15 protein-coding genes are annotated in these 17,609 nt (G+C 72.6%); 6 read left to right on the top strand and 9 right to left on the bottom strand.

The window, feature by feature from the left end:
- Positions 1–110: 110 nt before the first annotated feature.
- From ACT80S_RS07070 to ACT80S_RS07045, 6 genes are all read right to left on the bottom strand, one after another.
- Positions 111–1,049 (bottom strand): sodium-dependent bicarbonate transport family permease, encoded by a 939-nt coding sequence (locus tag ACT80S_RS07070; RefSeq protein WP_377414373.1) that lies wholly within the window; start codon positions 1,047–1,049, stop codon positions 111–113.
- Positions 1,050–1,133: 84 nt separating this feature from the next.
- Positions 1,134–3,470, bottom strand: coding sequence for an ATP-dependent DNA helicase (locus ACT80S_RS07065; protein WP_377414370.1), 2,337 nt, complete (start codon positions 3,468–3,470; stop codon positions 1,134–1,136).
- Positions 3,471–3,519: 49 nt separating this feature from the next.
- Complete coding sequence (gene fahA, locus ACT80S_RS07060) at positions 3,520–4,833, bottom strand: fumarylacetoacetase (RefSeq protein WP_377414368.1); 1,314 nt, start codon at positions 4,831–4,833, stop codon at positions 3,520–3,522.
- A 16-nt stretch (positions 4,834–4,849) separates the two neighbouring features.
- On the bottom strand, positions 4,850–5,383 hold the full coding sequence (locus ACT80S_RS07055) for a VOC family protein (protein ID WP_377414366.1): 534 nt from the start codon (positions 5,381–5,383) through the stop codon (positions 4,850–4,852).
- Positions 5,384–5,409: 26 nt separating this feature from the next.
- Positions 5,410–7,752, bottom strand: a complete 2,343-nt coding sequence (locus ACT80S_RS07050) for a cytochrome P450/oxidoreductase (protein WP_377414364.1) — start codon at positions 7,750–7,752, stop codon at positions 5,410–5,412.
- 87 nt (positions 7,753–7,839) lie between these two features.
- Entirely contained in the window at positions 7,840–8,643 is an 804-nt protein-coding gene (locus tag ACT80S_RS07045; protein WP_377414361.1) for an IclR family transcriptional regulator, read from the bottom strand.
- Between the two features lie 109 nt (positions 8,644–8,752).
- Between ACT80S_RS07045 and ACT80S_RS07040 the strand changes: the two genes are divergently transcribed.
- Positions 8,753–9,730 carry a Bug family tripartite tricarboxylate transporter substrate binding protein gene (locus ACT80S_RS07040; protein ID WP_377414359.1) on the top strand — a complete coding sequence of 326 codons (978 nt, stop codon included), beginning with the start codon at positions 8,753–8,755 and terminating at the stop codon, positions 9,728–9,730.
- Between the two features lie 81 nt (positions 9,731–9,811).
- Here the strand turns inward: ACT80S_RS07040 and ACT80S_RS07035 are convergent, their stop codons facing one another.
- Positions 9,812–10,075, bottom strand: a complete 264-nt coding sequence (locus ACT80S_RS07035; protein ID WP_377414357.1) for a DUF6139 family protein — start codon at positions 10,073–10,075, stop codon at positions 9,812–9,814.
- Positions 10,076–10,262: 187 nt separating this feature from the next.
- Here ACT80S_RS07035 and ACT80S_RS07030 point away from each other — a divergent pair, with 187 nt between their 5' ends.
- From ACT80S_RS07030 to ACT80S_RS07010, 5 genes are all read left to right on the top strand, one after another.
- A complete protein-coding gene (locus ACT80S_RS07030) occupies positions 10,263–10,703 on the top strand; it encodes a hypothetical protein (RefSeq protein WP_377414355.1) in 441 nt (146 codons plus the stop codon).
- A 128-nt stretch (positions 10,704–10,831) separates the two neighbouring features.
- Positions 10,832–11,902: a response regulator gene (locus ACT80S_RS07025; protein WP_377414352.1), complete on the top strand. Its 1,071-nt coding sequence runs from the start codon at positions 10,832–10,834 to the stop codon at positions 11,900–11,902.
- 12 nt (positions 11,903–11,914) lie between these two features.
- The gene (locus ACT80S_RS07020; RefSeq protein ID WP_377414350.1) at positions 11,915–12,370 is read left to right on the top strand and encodes a MarR family winged helix-turn-helix transcriptional regulator; all 456 of its coding nucleotides are present in this window, start codon (positions 11,915–11,917) and stop codon (positions 12,368–12,370) included.
- A gap of 83 nt (positions 12,371–12,453) precedes the next feature.
- A complete protein-coding gene (locus ACT80S_RS07015) occupies positions 12,454–12,960 on the top strand; it encodes a CHRD domain-containing protein (RefSeq protein WP_377414348.1) in 507 nt (168 codons plus the stop codon).
- A 93-nt stretch (positions 12,961–13,053) separates the two neighbouring features.
- Complete coding sequence (locus ACT80S_RS07010) at positions 13,054–15,405, top strand: YgiQ family radical SAM protein (RefSeq protein ID WP_377414346.1); 2,352 nt, start codon at positions 13,054–13,056, stop codon at positions 15,403–15,405.
- Between the two features lie 17 nt (positions 15,406–15,422).
- On the opposite strand, the gene ACT80S_RS07005 is transcribed toward ACT80S_RS07010, so the two are convergent.
- A complete protein-coding gene (locus ACT80S_RS07005; RefSeq protein WP_377414344.1) occupies positions 15,423–16,295 on the bottom strand; it encodes a CoA transferase in 873 nt (290 codons plus the stop codon).
- A 71-nt stretch (positions 16,296–16,366) separates the two neighbouring features.
- The gene (gene pobA, locus ACT80S_RS07000) at positions 16,367–17,539 is read right to left on the bottom strand and encodes a 4-hydroxybenzoate 3-monooxygenase (protein WP_377414342.1); all 1,173 of its coding nucleotides are present in this window, start codon (positions 17,537–17,539) and stop codon (positions 16,367–16,369) included.
- Positions 17,540–17,609: the final 70 nt, after the last annotated feature.

Raw genomic sequence — 17,609 nt, 5'->3', positions numbered from 1 at the left:
GCCGGCCCCGGGCCCGGCGTTCCCGGCCGTGGGCTTTGTTTCGTGACTTGGCTCCGGTAACCCTGCGGCCGCGGAGGCCGCCCCGCGCCCCGGGCCAGGCGATCAGCCGGTCAGGCCGTGAGCCAGCGCGCCAGCTGCACGTACAGCGGGATGCCCACCAGCAGGTTGAACGGGAAGGTGATGGCCAGCGCCGCGGTGATCGAGAGCGCCGAGTTGGCCTCGCTGACCGCGATGCGCATGGCGGTGGGCGCCGCGATGTAGCTGGCGCTGGCGGCCAGCGTCGCCAGCAGGGCCACGCCGCCCGGGGTCAGGTCCAGCAGCAGGCCGGTGCCGGCGCCTGCCAGCGCCAGCGCCGGGGGCGCCAGCAGGGCGAAGCCCACCAGCCGCAGGCCGTAGCGGCGGATCTCGGGCAGGCGCTCGCCCACCACCAGGCCCAGCTCCAGCAGGAACAGCGCCAGCACGCCCTTGAAGGGATCGATGAAGACGGCCTGCATCGCCGCCATGCCGCTGTCGCCCGCGGCCGCGCCGATCAGCAGGCCGCCCACCAGCAGCAGGACCGACTTGCCGAGGAACACGTCATGCCCGAGCTGCGCCCAGGGCGTCGTTTCGCTGCCCTGGCGGGGCCAGCGGGCCAGGAAGATGGCGGTGACCAGGCCGGGGGCCTCCATCAGCGCGACCCACAGGGCGGCGTGCGGCTCGAGCGCGAGCCCGGACTTCTGCACATAGGCCGCGGAGACCGCGAAGGTCACCACGCTCACCGAGCCGTAGTGGCCGGCCAGCGAGGCGCTGTCGGCGCGGTTGAAGCCCAGCCCGCGCAGCACCGGCACCAGGATGAAGGGAATGGCCGCGCCCAGGGCCAGGCAGCCGGCCACCTCGGGCAGCAGCTCGCCCAGGGGCTGGCGGCTCAGTTCAACGCCGCCCTTGAGGCCGATGGCCAGCAGCAGGTAGAAGGACAGGATGTCGTACAGCCCGTCGGGCAGTTTCAGGTCGCTGCGCACCAGGCGTGCAAGCAGGCCGAGAAGGAAGAAGAGGACGATGGGGTCGGCCATGGGGGCTCAGGCTCCAGGGGATCGGGATTCAGGCAAAAAAGCGCCGAATTGTCGCCGAATCCGTAATAACCCGAGTTCTGAGGCTCAGCCGGCCACCTGCGGCCGCCACCAGCGCGGCAGCATGGCGCGCACTTCGGGGCGGCAGAAGCGGTCGTCGATCAGCCAGACCACGCCGCGGTCCTCCCGGGTGCGGATCACGCGGCCGGCGGCCTGCACCACCTTGCGCAGGCCCGGGTAGAGGTAGGCGTAGTCGAAGCCCTGGCCGAAGGCGGCCTGCAGGCGGCCCCGCAGCAGCTCGTTCACCGGATTGACCTGGGGCAGGCCGAGGGTGGCGACGAAGGCGCCCACCAGCCGGTCGCCGGGCAGGTCGATGCCCTCGCCGAAGCTGCCGCCCAGGACCGCGAAGCCCACGCCGCGCCCGCCGGGCTCGAAGCGGGCGACGAACTCGCGCCGCGCCTCCTCGCGCATTCCGGCCGACTGCTGCCACTGCGGCACCCCGGGGTGGTCCTGCGCGAGGCGGGCCGCCACCGCGCCCAGGTACTCGTAGCTGCTGAAGAAGGCCAGGTAGTTGCCCGGGCGCTCGGCGTACTGGCGCGCGATGAGGTCGGCGATCGGGCCGACCGAGCGGGCCCGGTCGGCCCAGCGGGTGGAGATGCGCGGCGCCAGGCGCACCTCGAGCTGGTGGGCCTCGAAGGGCGAGTCCACCTCGACCCACACCGTGTCGGCGGGCAGGCCCAGCGTGTCGCGGCAGAACGCCGGCGGGCCGAGGGTGGCGGAGAACAGCACCGTGGCATGGGCGGCGGCGAAGCGCGGCGCCAGGTGCGGCGCGGGCAGGAGGTTGCGGATGCACAGCACGGTGGCGGGCTTGCCGCGGCCGATCCCGCCTCCGGCCGCGCGTGTGATGTCGAACACCGAGTGCGGCCCGAAGGTCTCGGCCAGCCGGGTGAAGGCCAGGGCATCGAAGAGGAACTGCTGCAGGTCGGCGGCGGCGGCATCCGGCGCGCCGGGAGGCGTCTCGGCCAGGTGGTCCGAGATCGCCGCTGCGGCCAGCTGCAGGGCCTTCACCAGGCGATCGGGCAGCGCGTCGCTGGCGACGTAGTCGCAGGCCTGGTCGCGGACCGCCTCGCGCCAGGCGCGGGCCAGCTTGTCCAGCGGCTTGGCCAGGGCCGCCGGGGCCCGCTTGCGCAGGCCCCGCAGCTGCAGCTCGTGCAGCGTGGCGGTGTACATGCCGCGCGCCCGCTCGAGGAGGTTGTGGGCTTCGTCCACCAGCACCGCCACCCGCCACGCCTGGTCCTGCGCCAGCGCGTGGAGCAGGGCGCTGGTGTCGTAGACGTAGTGGTAGTCGCCCACCACCACGTCGGCCCAGCGGGCCAGCTCGTGCGAGAGCCAGTAGGGACAGACCGCGTGCGCGCGGGCGACCTCGCGCAGCGTGGCCTGGTCGGCGGTGCCGGCCGCGAGCGCCTGGGCGCGGGCGGCCGGCAGGCGGTCGTAGAAGCCCTGGGCCAGCGGGCAGGACTCGCCGTGGCAGGCCTTGTCCGGGTGCTCGCAGGCCTTCTCGCGGGCGGTGAGTTCCAGTACCCGCAGCGGCAGGCCCTGGGGCGTGCGCAGGCGGGCCAGGGCGTCGAGCGCGAGCTGGCGGCCCGGGGTCTTGGCGGCGAGGAAGAAGACGCGGTCCAGCCCCTGGGCCGGCAGCGCCCGCAGCAGGGGGAACAGGGTGCCGACGGTCTTGCCGATGCCGGTGGGGGCCTGCGCCATCAGGCTGCGGCCCTGGCGCGCCGCGCGCCACACGGCCTCGGCGAGCTCGCGCTGGCCGGGGCGGAACGCGGCGTGGGGAAAGGGCAATTGCGCGAGCGCGGCGTCGCGGGCGGCGCGGTGGGCAGCCTCCTGGCGGGCCCACGCGACATAGGCCCGGCACTGGGCCTCGAAGAAGGCGCGCAGCGAGGCGGCGTCGTGGGCCTCCTCGATCACCGTTTCCTCGCCGCTGCCCAGGTCCAGGTAGACCAGGGCCAGGGTGAGGGCGGGCAGGCCGCGGGCCTCGCAGAGCATCGCGCCGTAGACCCTGGCCTGGGCCCAGTGCAGGGCGCGGTGGTTGGCGGGCTGGCGGGCGAGGTCGCCGCGGTGGGTCTTGACCTCCTCGAGGCGCCCGGCCACCGGGTCGAAGCCGTCCGCGCGGCCGCGGACCCGCAGCGGGCCCCAGTCGGACTGCAGCGGGATCTCGGCCTGGTAGCTCGCCGGCCGGCGGCCCGCGACCAGTTGGTGGCCCAGGAGGCCCTGGAGCCCGGTGGGCGAGGGGGTGAAGCGCAGGTCCAGGTCCCCCGCGCGGGCGGTGAAGCCGCACAGGGTCCGCACGGCCACGGTCAGGCCGGGCTCGGCGGCGGGTGCGGCGGCGGGTTCAGGTGCAGGCGGGAGCAGGGCGGCCATGGACCCCCCGATGCTAGGGTGTCCCGGACGGGCCCGCCCGTCCCAGGCCTCAGGCCTCGCGCGCGGGCAGCACGGTGCCGGTGCAGTCGCCGAAGCCGATGCGCGCGGCGCCGGGCTTCTCGCACCAGCCGCGCAGGGTCACGGCGTCGCCGTCCTCCAGCCAGGTGCGGGTCTCGCCGCCGGGCAGCTGCAGCGGCTGCTTGCCGCCCACCGTCAGCTCGATCAGCGCCGCGGCCTGGTCCAGCGTCGGGCCCGACAGCGTGCCGGTGCCGAACAGGTCACCCGGCTGCAGGTTGCAGCCGCCCACCGTGTGGTGGGCCACCATCTGGGCCACCGTCCAATAGGCATGGCGGTAGCTGGTGCGGCAGATGCTCGCGCCGGCGTCGCCCTGTGCGCGCATGCGCGGAGTCTGCAGCAGCACCTGCAGCTGGATGTCCAGCGCGCCCTGGGCGCGGTTGGCCTCGCTGTCCAGGTACGGCAGCGGCTGCGGGTCGCCCTCGGGCCGCGTGAACGGCACGCGGAACGGCGCCAGTGCCGCCATCGTCACCACCCACGGCGAGATCGTGCTGCCGAAGTTCTTGGACAGGAACGGGCCGAGCGGCTGGTACTCCCAGCCCTGGATGTCGCGCGCCGACCAGTCGTTGAACAGGCACATGCCGAACACATGGTCCTCGGCCTGCTGCATGGGGATGGCCTCGCCCTTGGCATTGCCCGGGCCGATGAACACGCCCATCTCCAGCTCGATGTCCAGCCGCTTGCACGGGCCGAACACCGGCGCGCTCGCGCCCGGCGGCATCGTCTGGCCCACCGGCCGGTGGAAGGACTCGCCGGAGATGCCGATGCTCGAGGCCCGCCCGTGGTAGCCGATGGGCACCCACTTGTAATTGGGCAGCAGCGGCTGGTCCGGCCGGAACTGGCGGCCGATGTTGGTGGCGTGGTGGACCGAGGTGTAGAAGTCGGTGTAGTCGCCGATGCGCGCGGGCACGTCGTAGGCCACGTCCTTTTGCGGCACCAGGCAGGCGGCCAGGGCGGCCTGCTGCGGCGCGCCCTCGCGCAGCGCCCGCGACAGCGCCAGGCGCAATGCGCCCCAGGCCCGCGGGCCCAGCGCCATCAGGGCGTTGAGCTTGTCCTGCGCGCCGGCCTGCGCCGCCTCGCCGGCCGGGCCGGTGAACACGCCCGCCTTCGCCACGGCGGCCAGGTCGACGATCGCATCGCCGATGGCCACGCCGCCGCGCCAGGGCTCGCCGGCGCGGCGGAACACCGCAAAAGGCAGGTTCTGGATCGGGAAGTCGCCGCCAGGCGCATTCGCGCTGGCCACCCAGCTGCGCAGCGCCGGGTCGTGGGTCTCGTTCAACAGGCTCATGGGACTGCCGGCTCCCTCAGGCGTGCGAGCCATCATGCATCCACGCGGCGTGCTTGGGCGCGCGCTTGGTGCGGCTCCACTCCTCGAGCATCTCGCGCTTGCACGCGTCCAGCTTTTGCAGCATCTCGGGCGTGCCCACGTCGGCCGCCAGCTCCAGGCGGTGGCCGTTGGGGTCGAAGAAGTAGATGCTCTTGAAGATCGTGTGGTTGGTCGGGCCGAGCACCTCGATGCCCGCGGCCTCCAGCCTGGCCTTGGTGGCCAGCAGCGTCTCCAGGCTGTCGACCTTCAGCGCCAGGTGCTGCACCCACGCCGGGGTGTTGGGGTCGCGGCCCATCTCCGGCTGGCCCGGCAGCTCGAAGAACGCCAGGATGTTGCCGTTGCCCGCATCCAGGAAGATGTGCATGTACGGGTCGGGCTGCTTGGTCGAGGGCACCTCGTTCTCGGCGATCGCCAGCACGAAGTTCATGCCCAGGTGCTTCTCGTACCACTCCACCGTCTCCTTGGCGTCCTTGCAGCGGTAGGCCACGTGGTGGATCTTCTGGATCAACATGTCTATCTCCTTCTCCTTGGAAAAAATCAGAGGGCCAGGACGATGGCCTGGCCGGCGGCCCGCGAGCAGCAGGCCAGCAAGCGGTCGTTGGCGGCGCGCTCGGACTTGGTGAGCACCTTGTCGCGGTGGTCCACCGCGCCCTCGACGACGCCCACCTCGCAGGTGCCGCACAGGCCCTCGCCGCAGTCGCAGGGCACGTCGAAGCCGGCGGCCTGCAGGGCCTGCAGCAGGGTCTGGTCGGCGCGCACCGCGACCTCGACGCCCGAGTCCTTCAGCGTGGCGGTGAAGGCGTGCTCCCTGGCCGGGTCCAGCGCCGAGCCCTCGGCGTGGAAATGCTCGAAGCGCAGCACGCCCTCGGGCCAGGCCTCGCTCATCGCCTCGAGCTCGGTGATCAGCCGGTCGGGCCCGCAGGCGTAGACCCGGGTGCCGGCGTCGACCTGCGCGAGGATCGCGGGCAGCGCCATGCGCCGGCCATCGGCCTTGAGGTAGAGCGTGAGGCGGTCCGCATGGTCCTGCTCCAGGCGGGACAGCAGCGCCATCCGGTCGCGGGAGCGGCCGGCGTAGTGGATCTCGTAGGGCTTGCCCAGGCGCTTGAGGCGGTCGGCCATGGCGAGCATGGGCGTGATGCCGATGCCGCCGGCGATGAGCACGAAGCGGCTGCCGGTCTCGTCCAGGCGGAACAGGTTCTTGGGGCCGGCGAGCTGCAGCGTGTCGCCGGGCGCGAGCGCGTCGCAGAAATGGCGCGAGCCGCCGCGTCCGCCTTCCTCGCGCTGGATCACCACCTGCAGCGTGCCGCGCGCATCCGCCGGCCCGCACAGGGAGTACTTGCGGCGGAAGCCGCCGGCGATCAGGTCGGCATGGGCGCCGGCGGTCCAGGCGGGCAGGGCGGCGCCGGCCGGGTCGGCGAGCACCAGGCGGACCAGGTCCTCGCCCTCGCGGTGCCTCTCGCGCACGACCACCGTGCGGGTGATGGTGTCCTTGGCCGGCGGGCCGATGTAGAAGGCGCTGGGCGCCTTCATCGCGGCCGGGTCGGCGCGCTCGGGGTTCTTCGCCGGGTCCCACTCCACCCACAGCGAGGCGGGGCCGCGGAACGAGGTGTTCGGCAGGAAGTCGGGCGCCTGGCCCTCGACCAGGCGCATGTGCGGCAGGCGCCGGGCGAACTCCTCGAGGAACACGCGCATCTGCATGCGGCCGATGTTCTTGCCCATGCACTGGTGGGCGCCGTAGCCGAAGGTGAGGTGTTCGACCGCGCTCTCGCGGTAGACGTCCACCTCGTCGGGATTCTCGAAGTGGCGCGGGTCGAAGTTGGCCGAGGCCTGCACGATCAGCAGCTTGCCGCCCTTGGGGATGGCGACGCCGCCGACGGTGGCATCGGCGGTGGCGACGCGGCGCCACGCGATGATGGAGCCGGCCACGCGCAGGCACTCCTCGACGGCGTTGGGGATCAGCGCCGGGTTGGCGCAGATGTCCTCCCAGGCCTGGCGGTGCGACAGCAGCGTCATGAACGCGTTGGCCGTGGCGTTGGAGGTGGTCTCGTGGGCCGCGGCCAGGATCGCCATCATCATCGAGCGCAGGTAGGACAGGGTGACGATGCCCGGGTGCTTGCGGTACTGGCGGATGGTCTCGTACATCCAGCCTTCGCCGTCGGGCTGGGCCATCATCCCGTCGAGGATGCCCTGCGCGGTCTGCCAGAAGCGGCCGACGTTGTGCGCGATCTCCAGCTGCTCCTGCGGCGTGGGGCGGCCCCAGGTGTTCAGCGTGTGGGCCACCGCGAACTGCCGCAGCTGCTCGGCGCCGTCGTCGGGCACGCCCAGGAACTTCAGCGCGATGTTCAGCGGGATCTCGTAGAACATCTCGCCCACCAGGTCGGCGCGGCCGTTGTCGATGAAGCGGTCCATGTACTGGCGCGCCAGGGCCCGCACCATGGGCTCGTAGCCCACCAGGCGCTCGGGCAGGAAGGCGTCCATCAGCAGGCGGCGGCGCTCCATGTGGTCCGGCTCGTCCTCGTTGACCATGGTGCGGTTCATCGCGAAGCCGTAGGACTGCAGGATCTCCATCACCTGCGGCGTGGCCGGCGTGATCTTCTCCAGCGCGATGGCCGGGGAGAACAGCAGGTTGTCGCGGAACACCGCCTTCACGTCCTCGTAGCGCGTCACCACCCAGTAGCCCAGTTGCGGGCTCCAGAACACCGGCTCCTGCTCGCGCGCCCAGCGCAGGTACTCGCCCGGCGCCTGCATGTAGGCCGGCTCGAACGGGTTGAAGGCGGCTGCGTTCGCGCTCACCGGGCAGCCATTGGGGGCGGCCAGGCCGGCGAGGGCCTGGTGGTCGACGGGGCAGCGGCCGGTGGCCGGGGCGGGAATGGCGTTCATGCGAGGGGGGCGGCGCGGAAAGTGCGGAATACTATTACGCAATGCGTAAATGATCAAGTGAGGCCCTGCACGGTCGCAGGGCGACCGTCAACGCGCCTCGAAGCCCATCGCGGCGCTGATCTCCGCCGCCTCGCGCATGACCAGGGGACAGATCCGGCCGTCGGGGCGGGCATCGAAGCCGTTGCTGGCGCCCAGCGCCGCGATCACGGCGCAGACCTGGCCGCGGGCGTCGAAGATCGGCGCGGCGACCGCGCTGATGCCCGGCAGCATGGTGTCGTTGACGATGGCGCAGCCGCGCTGGCGGATCGCGCGGCGCAGCGGGGCGATCGGGTCGCGCGCGTCCAGGTGGGAGCGCTGCTCGGGCGTGCCGGTGGCGTACTCCGACTCGGCCTTGGCCTGCATGTCGGCGTCGTCCCGGAAGGCCAGGAAGACCTGGCCAGTGGCCGACCACAGGACGGGCAGGACCGAGCCGGCGCGCATGTTGACCGTCACGGGTAGCGAGGGTTCCTCGATGCGCAGCACGGTCGGTCCCAGGTTGCCGAGCACCGCGATGAAGCTGGTGACCTGCAGGGACTCGCGCAGCCGCAGCAGGGCGCCTTCGCCCATGCGCACCGGGTCGCACTGGCGCAGGGCGGCCAGGCCGATGCGGATGCACTCCGGCCCGAGGTGGTACTGCTGCGTGGCCGGGTTCTGGGCCACCAGCCCCTCCTGGCTGAGGCTGGAGAGGTAGCGGTGGACCTTGGAGGCGCTTTCCTCCACGTCCTGCGCGATGGCGGTGAGGCTGGCCGCCCCGCCCAGCCGGGCGAGGGACTTGAGGATGACCATGCCGGTCTCGGCGGATTGGACCCGCTGGCGGCGGTCGGCGGCGGGCGTCGGGGGCGTGGTTCGCATGGGTACTGGGAGAGATCCGGTGTGGCTTTATTTACGCTATGCGTAATATGATTGCGAATTCTGCCTGTTCGGCCTTTCCCTGTCCTCCCCTGTTTCCAGGAGTCCTCCGATGCTGAATCGTCGCCACGCCGCCGGCCTGATCGCTGCGCTCGCCGTTGCCGCTGCCGCCCTGCCTGCCCATGCCCAGAACTACCCGGCCAAGCCGATCCGCTGGGTCGTGCCCTATCCGGCGGGTGGCGGCTCGGACTTCCTGGCGCGCACCATCGGCCAGCAGCTGTCGGCGCAGGTCGGCCAGTCCGTGCTGGTGGACAACAAGCCGGGCGGCAACACCGCCATCGCCGCCTCCGAGGTGGCGCGCTCGGCGGCCGACGGCTACACCGTCATGTCGGCCGACAACGGCACCATGGTGTTCAACCCGGCGCTGTACGCCAAGCTCTCGTACGACCCCGAGAAGGACCTGGTGCCGGTCACCCTGATGGGCCGCTTCCCGATGATCCTGGTGGTCGGCCCCAGCTCGGACGCGAAGGACGCCCGCGACTTCATCGCCAAGGCCAAGGCCGCCCCGGGCCGCATCAACTACGGTTCCGCCGGTGCGGGCAGCCCGCACCACCTGGCGATGGAGCTGCTCAAGGTCAATGCCGGCCTGCACATGGTCCACATCCCGTACCGCGGCGCCGCCCCGGCGCTGACGGACCTGGCCGGCGGCCAGGTCGGCGCGATGATGGTGGACCTGGCCGCCGGCGCCGGCTTCATCAAGGGCGGCAAGGTGCGCCCCCTGGCCGTGGCCAACGCCACGCGCCTGGCGCAGTTGCCCGATGTCCCGACCTTCGCCGAGCTCGGCTTCAAGGGCGTGGAAGCCGCGGCGCAGGTCGGCGTGGTGGCCCCCGCCGGCACCCCGGCCGACGTGGTGGGCGCGCTGCAGAGGCAGGTCGCGGCGGCGATCCAGCAGCCTGCCGTGCGCCAGAAGCTGGTGGACTTCGGCATCGAGCCGGTGGGCAGCACGCCGCAGCAGTACGCCGACCTCAATCGCGCCGAGGCGCGCCGCTGGCACAAGCTGATTCGCGACCAGAAGATCTCGCTGGACTGAGCGGACCGAGCGGGCTGAGCGGTCCCGGGACCGGGCCGGCCCGGCCGCTTCAGCCCGGCGCGGCCGGCCTGCGCGCGGCGCTCAGGCCTGTCCCTGCGCCTCGGCGGGCATCCGCGGCTGGCGCGCCAGCCCGGTGATGGCGTAGCCCTTTTCCCGCAGCTGCGGCCCCGGCGCGTCGATGCCGTACTCCTCGAACGCGGGCGCGTCCTCGTCCAGCTCGCGGGCACGGGCCTGCTGCTGCCACTCGGTGCTGGTGGCCTCGGGTGGGATCGGCCGCCCCGCGGGCACGGCCAGGTAGGAAACGCGTTGGCCGGCCTCGGGCCGGCAGTAGATGTCCAGTTGCATGGGGGTCTCCTTGCCGGCAGCGGCCGCAGCCGGCCGGTCGCCGTCCATTGGGCCACCGCCGGGCGCGGCCCGGGGCAACCGGCGGTGTGCTTTGCAAAGGGCGTCGAATGCGGCTGTGTCCGACAGCGGCCGCGCGGGGGGCGGACTAGGTTGAACTGGGGCACCGACCCCAGAGGAGTCCATTGCCATGCAGAACGTCGTCGCCACCTTCGACCACCTCTCCAACGCGCGCCTGGCCACGGAGCGCCTCGTCGAGGCCGGCATCCCGCGCGACCAGATCCACTTCCAGCCCGAGCCGGGCGCCGCCTTCCGGGCCCATGCCGGGCCGTCGCAGCCGCGGCCCGGCAAGCCGGGCTACCGCGAGCAGGGAGTGTTCGAGTCCATCGGCAGCTTCTTCGCCAACCTGTTCGAGAGCCACACGGACGAGTCCGGCATCTATGCCGAGGCCTTGCGCCGGGGGACCTGCCTGCTGCTGGTGCAGGCGCGCGATGCCGACGAGGCCCGCCACGCGGTCGACGTGATGGAGCACGCGGGCGCCGTGAGTCTGGAGGACCGCGTCGGCCAGTGGCGGCTGGAAGGCTGGGAGCGTCCGGGCCAGCAGGGCTCGCAGGGCGCGCAGCGTGCCTGATGCCTGATGCCTCGCGCCGGGCGGCCGCGCCGGGCTCGGGGCGTGCCGCGCTTAGGGATTTGGCCTAAGCCGGCCGCGCCAGTGCCCTAGGCGCGGAAGGCGCCGCCCGTGGTCTGATCCGGCGGACCATGGACGATGCCGTCGAATCCGCGTTCCCCGAGACCGTGCCGCCGCGAATGCCGCGGCTGCTGGTCGTGGACGACACGCCCGACAGCCTGTACCTCATGGCCCGCCTCTTCGAGGGCCGCTTCGAGGTGCTGCAGGCCGGCAGCGGCCGTGAGGCCCTGGCCCTGGCCGCCTCCGCGCCCGACCTGGACCTGGTGCTGCTGGACATCGTCATGCCGGACATGGACGGCTACGAGGTCCTGCGCCGGCTGCGCCAGCAGCCCGCCACCGCCGGCATCCCCGTCGCCTTCCTCACCAGCCTGGACGGCGAGGACCAGCAGCGCCTGGGCCGCGACCTGGGCGCGGTGGACTACCTGACCAAGCCGGTCGACCCGCTGGAAGTGGTGCGCCGCGTCGAGGGCCATGCCCGCGAGGTGCGCCAGGCCCGGCACCTGGAGGCCCTGGGCGAGCGGCTGTCGCGGCACCTGTCGCCCACGGCCTGGCACCAGTTGTTCCATGGCGCGGGCGCGGCCACCATCGGCTTCAGCTGCCAGGCCGCCACGCTGCTGGTGGTCGACGCCGCGCCGCTCAATGGCGAGGCCGCGGCGCGCCAGGCCTTCCTCGACGGCCTCGCCGACCTCGCCGCCGCCGGCGGCGGCGCGCTGGATGCCTATGGCCGCACCGAGGCCGCCCTGCTGTTCGACCACCCGCTCGCCGCCCTGCGCACCGCGCTGGCTTTGCAGGCCCGCCCCGAGGGCCGCGAGGCTCGGCTGGGGCTGCACCATGCCCCCTGCGTGGTGGCCCGCTTCCGCGGCCTGGGCGCCTGGGAGCGCACCCTCCTGGGCGGCGAGGCCCGGCAGGCGCGCGTGGCCACCGCGGGCGCGGGCCCGGGCGTGCTGGTGCTGTCCGCGCCGGCCTACGCCCTCCTGCGCGACGAGATCCAGGCCCGGCCCGATGCCGGCCTGCTGACCGGGAAATTCCTGGGCGACGGCCTGGCGCAAGCCTGGCTGGCGCCCGTCCCGCCGGCCGGGCCTGGGGCCCGGCCCCGCTGGCGCGACACCGCGGCCGGCCTGCCTGCCGCCGTCACACCCTAGGAGACCCGCCCGATGCCTTCCGCTGCCGACAACGCCCTGGCGCCCGAGAACCTGCTCACGTGGCGGCTGCACCGCCTGGGCAAGCTGACCGAGAAGGACACCGGCGATGCCCTGGCCGACGCCCTGGACCTGCCGCATGGCGAGGCGCGCTGCCTGGCCGCCGTGGGGCGGTTCGCGCCGCTGTCGGTGGTCGAACTGGCCCGGCATGCCAACCTGCACAAGGGACCCGCCAGCCGCGCCGCCCAGTCCCTGAGCGAGCGCGGGCTGGTGCGCAAGGCCGCCTGCCGGGACGATGCCCGCGGCGTCGTCCTCACGCTCACCGGCGCCGGGCGCCGCACCTGGAGCCGCGTCGTGCGCGTGCTCGCGCAGCGCAACGAGGATGTCTTCGGCTGCCTCAGCGCCGCCGAGCGCCGCCAGCTCGGCGCCCTCGTCGACAGGCTGATCGCCAACTCGCAGTCCGCGCGCTGAGGCGGTTGCGTGCCGGTCGCGGCGCGTGACATCATCGCGGCCCGACCGGCAAGAAAGGTGCAGCCATGATCTCCTCTCGCGTTGTGACTCGTTCCCTCCTCGTGGCCGCCGCTGCGGCGTCGGCCCTGGGCCTGGCGGCCTGCGCCGGCCACACCATGGGCCACCACCATGGCCACGCGGCGGGCCAGCCCGGTTACGGCGGCGGGATGCACCGGGCCATGGGCGCGCAGGCGGTGATGCTCACCGCCTCCCTCAGCGGCGCCCAGGAAGTGCCGCCGAACACCCGCCCGGGCACCGGCACGGCCGAAGTGCGCTTCGACAAGGACACCCGGGTGCTGACCTACAAGGTGACCTACAGCGGCCTGTCCGGGCCGGTGATCGGCGCCCACATCCACGGTCCGGCCGGCCCCGGCGCCAACGCCCCGGTGGTGGTGCCGTTCTCGCCCGCCGCCGACGGCTCCCTCAGCGGCACCGCCACCCTCAACCCCACCCAGGCCGGCGACCTGCTCGCCGGGCTCTACTACGTGAACCTGCACACCGCGGCCCACCCGCCCGGCGAAATTCGCGGCCAGCTGCGGCTGGCGCCCTGACGCCGGCCCCAGGCGCCGTGGGGGCAGGGGCCCGCCGGTAAAATCACGGGTCCGCCGCGCCGCTTGCGCGCGCCGGACCCCACCTCCCCCCGAATGAACGCCCCTCTCGACGTCTCCCTGTTCCCGCGCGCCGCCAAGCCGATCACCAGCTACCGCAAGTACTGGGCGGCGCGCTTCGGCACGGCCCCCTTCCTGCCGATGTCCCGGGAGGAGATGACCCAGCTGGGCTGGGACAGCTGCGACATCATCCTCGTCACCGGCGATGCCTACGTGGACCACCCCAGCTTCGGCATGGCGGTGATCGGCCGCACGCTGGAGGCGCAGGGCTTCCGCGTGGGCATCATCGCCCAGCCCGACTGGCAAAGCGCCGACCCGTTCAAGGTCCTGGGCAAGCCCAACCTGTTCTTCGGGGTGACCGCGGGCAACATGGATTCCATGATCAACCGGTACACCGCCGACCGGAAGATCCGCAGCGACGACGCCTACACCCCCGGCGACGTCGGCGGCAAGCGCCCCGACCGCGCCGCCGTCGTCTACTCGCAGCGGTGCCGCGAGGCCTGGAACGACGTGCCCATCGTGGTCGGCGGCATCGAGGGCAGCCTGCGCCGCATCGCCCACTACGACTACTGGCAGGACAAGGTGCGCCGCTCCATCGTGGTGGACGCCAAGTGCGACCTGCTGCTGTTCGGGAACGCCGAGCGCGCCATCGTCGAGGTCGCCCACCGCCTGGCCGCGCGCGAGCCGGTCTCGCAGATCACCGACGTGCGCGGCACCGCCTTCGTGCGCCGGGAGACGCCCGAGGGCTGGTTCGAGATCGACTCCACCGAAGTGGATCAGCCCGGCCGCGTCGACGAGCACATCAACCCCTATATGACCATTGCCGACCAGGCGAAGTCGCAGGGCAAGTCGTGCGCGAAGGAGGAGGGCGGCGACCCGCAGGGCGCCGGCGTGCAGCCCCTGACCTTCGTGGCGAACCCCGCCCTCGCGGGCAAGCACCGCCTGCCGCCGCGCGATCGCACGGTGATCCGGCTGCCGTCGTACGAGCAGGTCAAGTCCGACCCGGTGCTCTATGCCCACGCCAACCGCGTGCTGCACCTGGAGACCAACCCCGGCAACGCCCGCGCCCTGGTCCAGGCCCATGACGGCCGCGACGTCTGGATCAACCCGCCGCCGATCCCGCTGACCACGGCGGAAATGGACCATGTCTTCGGCCTGCCCTATGCGCGCAGCCCGCACCCCGCCTACGCCGACGAGAACGGCAGCCACGACGGCGCGACCAAGATCCCGGCCTGGGAGATGATCCGCTTCAGCGTGAACATCATGCGCGGCTGCTTCGGCGGCTGCACCTTCTGCTCCATCACCGAGCACGAGGGCCGCATCATCCAGAGCCGCAGCGAGGACTCGGTGATCCACGAGATCGAGGAGATCCGCGACAAGGTGGCGGGCTTCACCGGCATCATCTCCGACCTCGGCGGCCCCACCGCCAACATGTACCGCCTGGGCTGCCGCACCCCGGAGATCGAGGCGGCCTGCCGCAAGCCCAGCTGCGTGTTCCCCGGCATCTGCCAGAACCTCACCACGGACCACGGCCCGCTGGTGCACATGTACCGCCGCGCCCGCAGCCTCAAGGGCATCAAGAAGATCCTGATCGGCTCCGGCCTGCGCTACGACCTGGCGGTGCAGTCGCCCGAGTACGTGAAGGAGCTGGTGCAGCACCACGTGGGCGGCTACCTCAAGATCGCGCCCGAGCACACCGAGCAGGGCCCGCTGTCCAAGATGATGAAGCCGGGCATCGGCACCTATGACCGCTTCAAGTCGATGTTCGAGAAGTTCTCGGCCGAGGCGGGCAAGAAGCAGTTCCTGATCCCGTACTTCATCGCGGCGCACCCGGGCACCAGCGACGAGGACATGATGAACCTGGCCCTGTGGCTGAAGAAGAACGGCTTCCGCGCCGACCAGGTGCAGACGTTCTACCCCAGCCCCATGGCCACCGCCACCGCCATGTACCACTCGGGCCGCAACACGCTGCGCAAGGTGCACCGCGCGCTGCGCGAGGAGGACGCGGTGGATGTGGTGCGCGGCGAGCGCCGTCGCCGCCTGCACAAGGCCTTCCTGCGGTACCACGACCCGAACAACTGGCCGCTGCTGCGCGAGGCGCTCAAGGCCATGGGCCGTGCCGACCTGATCGGCAACGGCAAGCACCACCTGATCCCCAGCTACCAGCCGGCCACGGACGGCAGCTACCAGAGCGCGCGCCGCAAGAACTCCACGCCGTCCTCGGCGGCTTCGGCCTCCGCGCAGCCGGCCCAGGCCCGGCCGGCGCCCGGCACCACGGCGCGCGCCGCCCCGCGCAAGGGCCAGGTGCTGACCCAGCACACCGGCCTGCCGCCGCGGGTCACCGGCGCAGCCAAGCCGCGCGCCGGCGCGCCGCGCAAGCCGCGCTGAAGTCCGGGCCGGCAGCCTCAGGCCGGCAGGGTGTGCAGCGGCAGGTCGTGCCGGTGCGCGAGCGCCTCGAGCTCGGCGCGGGTGCGGCCGGCGAAGAACGCCGCCAGCGCCTCGCGGGTGGCCGGCAATGCCATCGCCTGCGGGTCGTCGGCCGTGAGGCCCGCCGCCTCGCACAGCGCCTTCGCGAAATGCGGCTCCAGGGCCGCCACCGCCACGCGGCCGTCGGCGCAGGCGTAGACCTGGTAGCCCGCGTGTCCGCCGCCGATGGTGGCGCCCGCGGTGGTCAGGCCCCAGCGGCGCGGCAGGGCGAGGTACTCCGCCGCCTCGGCCAGCCCGACCTCGAACGCGCGGCCCTCGCCGCCGCGTGCCAGCGCCGCCTGCAGGATCGCCTCCATCGCCATCAGCGAGCCGCCCATGTCGGCGTACAGCGTCGCCGGCAGCGCCAGGCCGGTGACCAGCCCGTGCTCGGCCTGGTAGGTCAGGTCGTGCCCCGGCACCTCGGCGGCTTCACCCCGCGCGCCCACGATGGACACATGGCTCACGCCCGGATGGCGCGCGTGCAGCGCCTCCCACCCCAGGCCCAGGCGCGCCAGGGCCGAGGGGCGGAAGGAGGTGAGGAGCAGGTCGCTGCGGGCCAGGTGCTCGTGCAGCAGGGCCTGGCCCTCGCCGGTCTTGAGGTTGGCGGCCAGGACGGTCACGCCCGCGTGCAGGTCGGCGTAGGCCTGCGGGCTGTAGTGCCGCATCGGGTCGCCGGCGGGCGGCTCGAGCTTGGTGCACTCGGCCCCCAGTGCGCGCGCCCGCATCAGGGCGGCGGGGCCCGGCAGGTTCAGGGCGAGGCTGAGGATTCGCAGGCCCGCGAGGGGACGCGGGGGCAGGGCGGAAGCGGTCATGGCGCGCAGGCTACCAAAGCCGGCGCGCCGTGACCGTCATCGCCTTGACAGAGGCGAGGCCGCCGCCCGCCTCACAGCGGCAGGCCGACGTAGTTCTCGGCCATCGCGGTGGACAGCGCCTTCGAGTTCACCAGGTAAGCGAGTTCGGCTTCCTGAAGCTTGCGGTCGATCGGCGAGTCCTCGGGGAAGTGGTGCATCAGCTTCGTCATCCACCAGGAGAAGCGCTCGGCCTTCCAGATGCGCTTGAGGCAGCGCTCGGAGTAGGTGTCGATGCCCTGCGCGCTCTTGTCCTTGTAGTACTCGATGAAGGCGCCGGAGAGGTACTTCACGTCGGTGGCGGCCAGGTTCAGGCCCTTGGCGCCGGTGGGCGGCACGATGTGGCCGGCGTCGCCCGCCAGGAACAGCTTGCCGAATCGCAGCGGCTCGGCCACGAAGCTGCGCAGGGGCGCGATGCTCTTCTCGATGCTCGGGCCGGTGACGATCTTCGCGGCCAGCTCGGGGTCGACGCGGGACTTCAGCTCGTTCCAGAAGCGCTCGTCGCTCCAGTCCTCGACCTTGTCCGTCAGCGGCACCTGCACGTAGTAGCGCGAGCGGGTCATGCTGCGCATGGAGCACAGGGAGAAGCCGCGCTCGCTGTTGCCGTAGACGATGGCGTGCGGCGACACCGGCGGGGTGTCGGCCAGCAGGCCCAGCCAGCCGAAGGGGTAGACCTTCTCGTACTCGGTGACGCGGTCCTTGACCGAGGCGCGCGCGACGCCGTGGAAGCCGTCGCAGCCGGCGATGAAATCGCACTCCAGCGTGAACGACTGGCCGTCCTTCCTGTAGGTGACCTTCGGGCTGGCGCCGTCGAAGTCGTGCAGCTGCACGTCGCTGGCCTCGTAGACCGTGGTCAGGCCGGCGGCGGCGCGGGCGTCCATCAGGTCGTGGGTCAGCTCGGTCTGGCCGTAGGCGGTCACCACCTTGCCGCCGGTGAGGCCGTGCACGTCGATGGGGTGGCGCTTGCCGCCGAACACCAGCTCGATGCTGTGGTGGATGATGCCTTCCCTGTCCATGCGCGCGGCCACGCCGGCCTCGCGCACCAGGTCCACGGTGACCTGCTCGAGGATGCCGGCGCGGATGCGGCCCAGCACGTACTCGCCGGTCTGGCGCTCGAGGATGATGTTGTCGATGCCGGCCTTGTGAAGCAGCTGGCCGAGAAGCAGGCCCGACGGGCCCGCGCCGATGATGGCAACCTGGGTGCGCATGGTGATGTCTCCTTGGAACCCGCTACTGTAGGCACGCCGCGCCGCCTTCCGGCGCCGCATCCCGAGGTGT

The sequence above is a fragment of the Ramlibacter sp. MAHUQ-53 genome (assembly GCF_052600055.1).
Note: the sequence above shows the minus strand (reverse complement) of the source record. Positions and strands in the feature narration are given on the sequence as shown.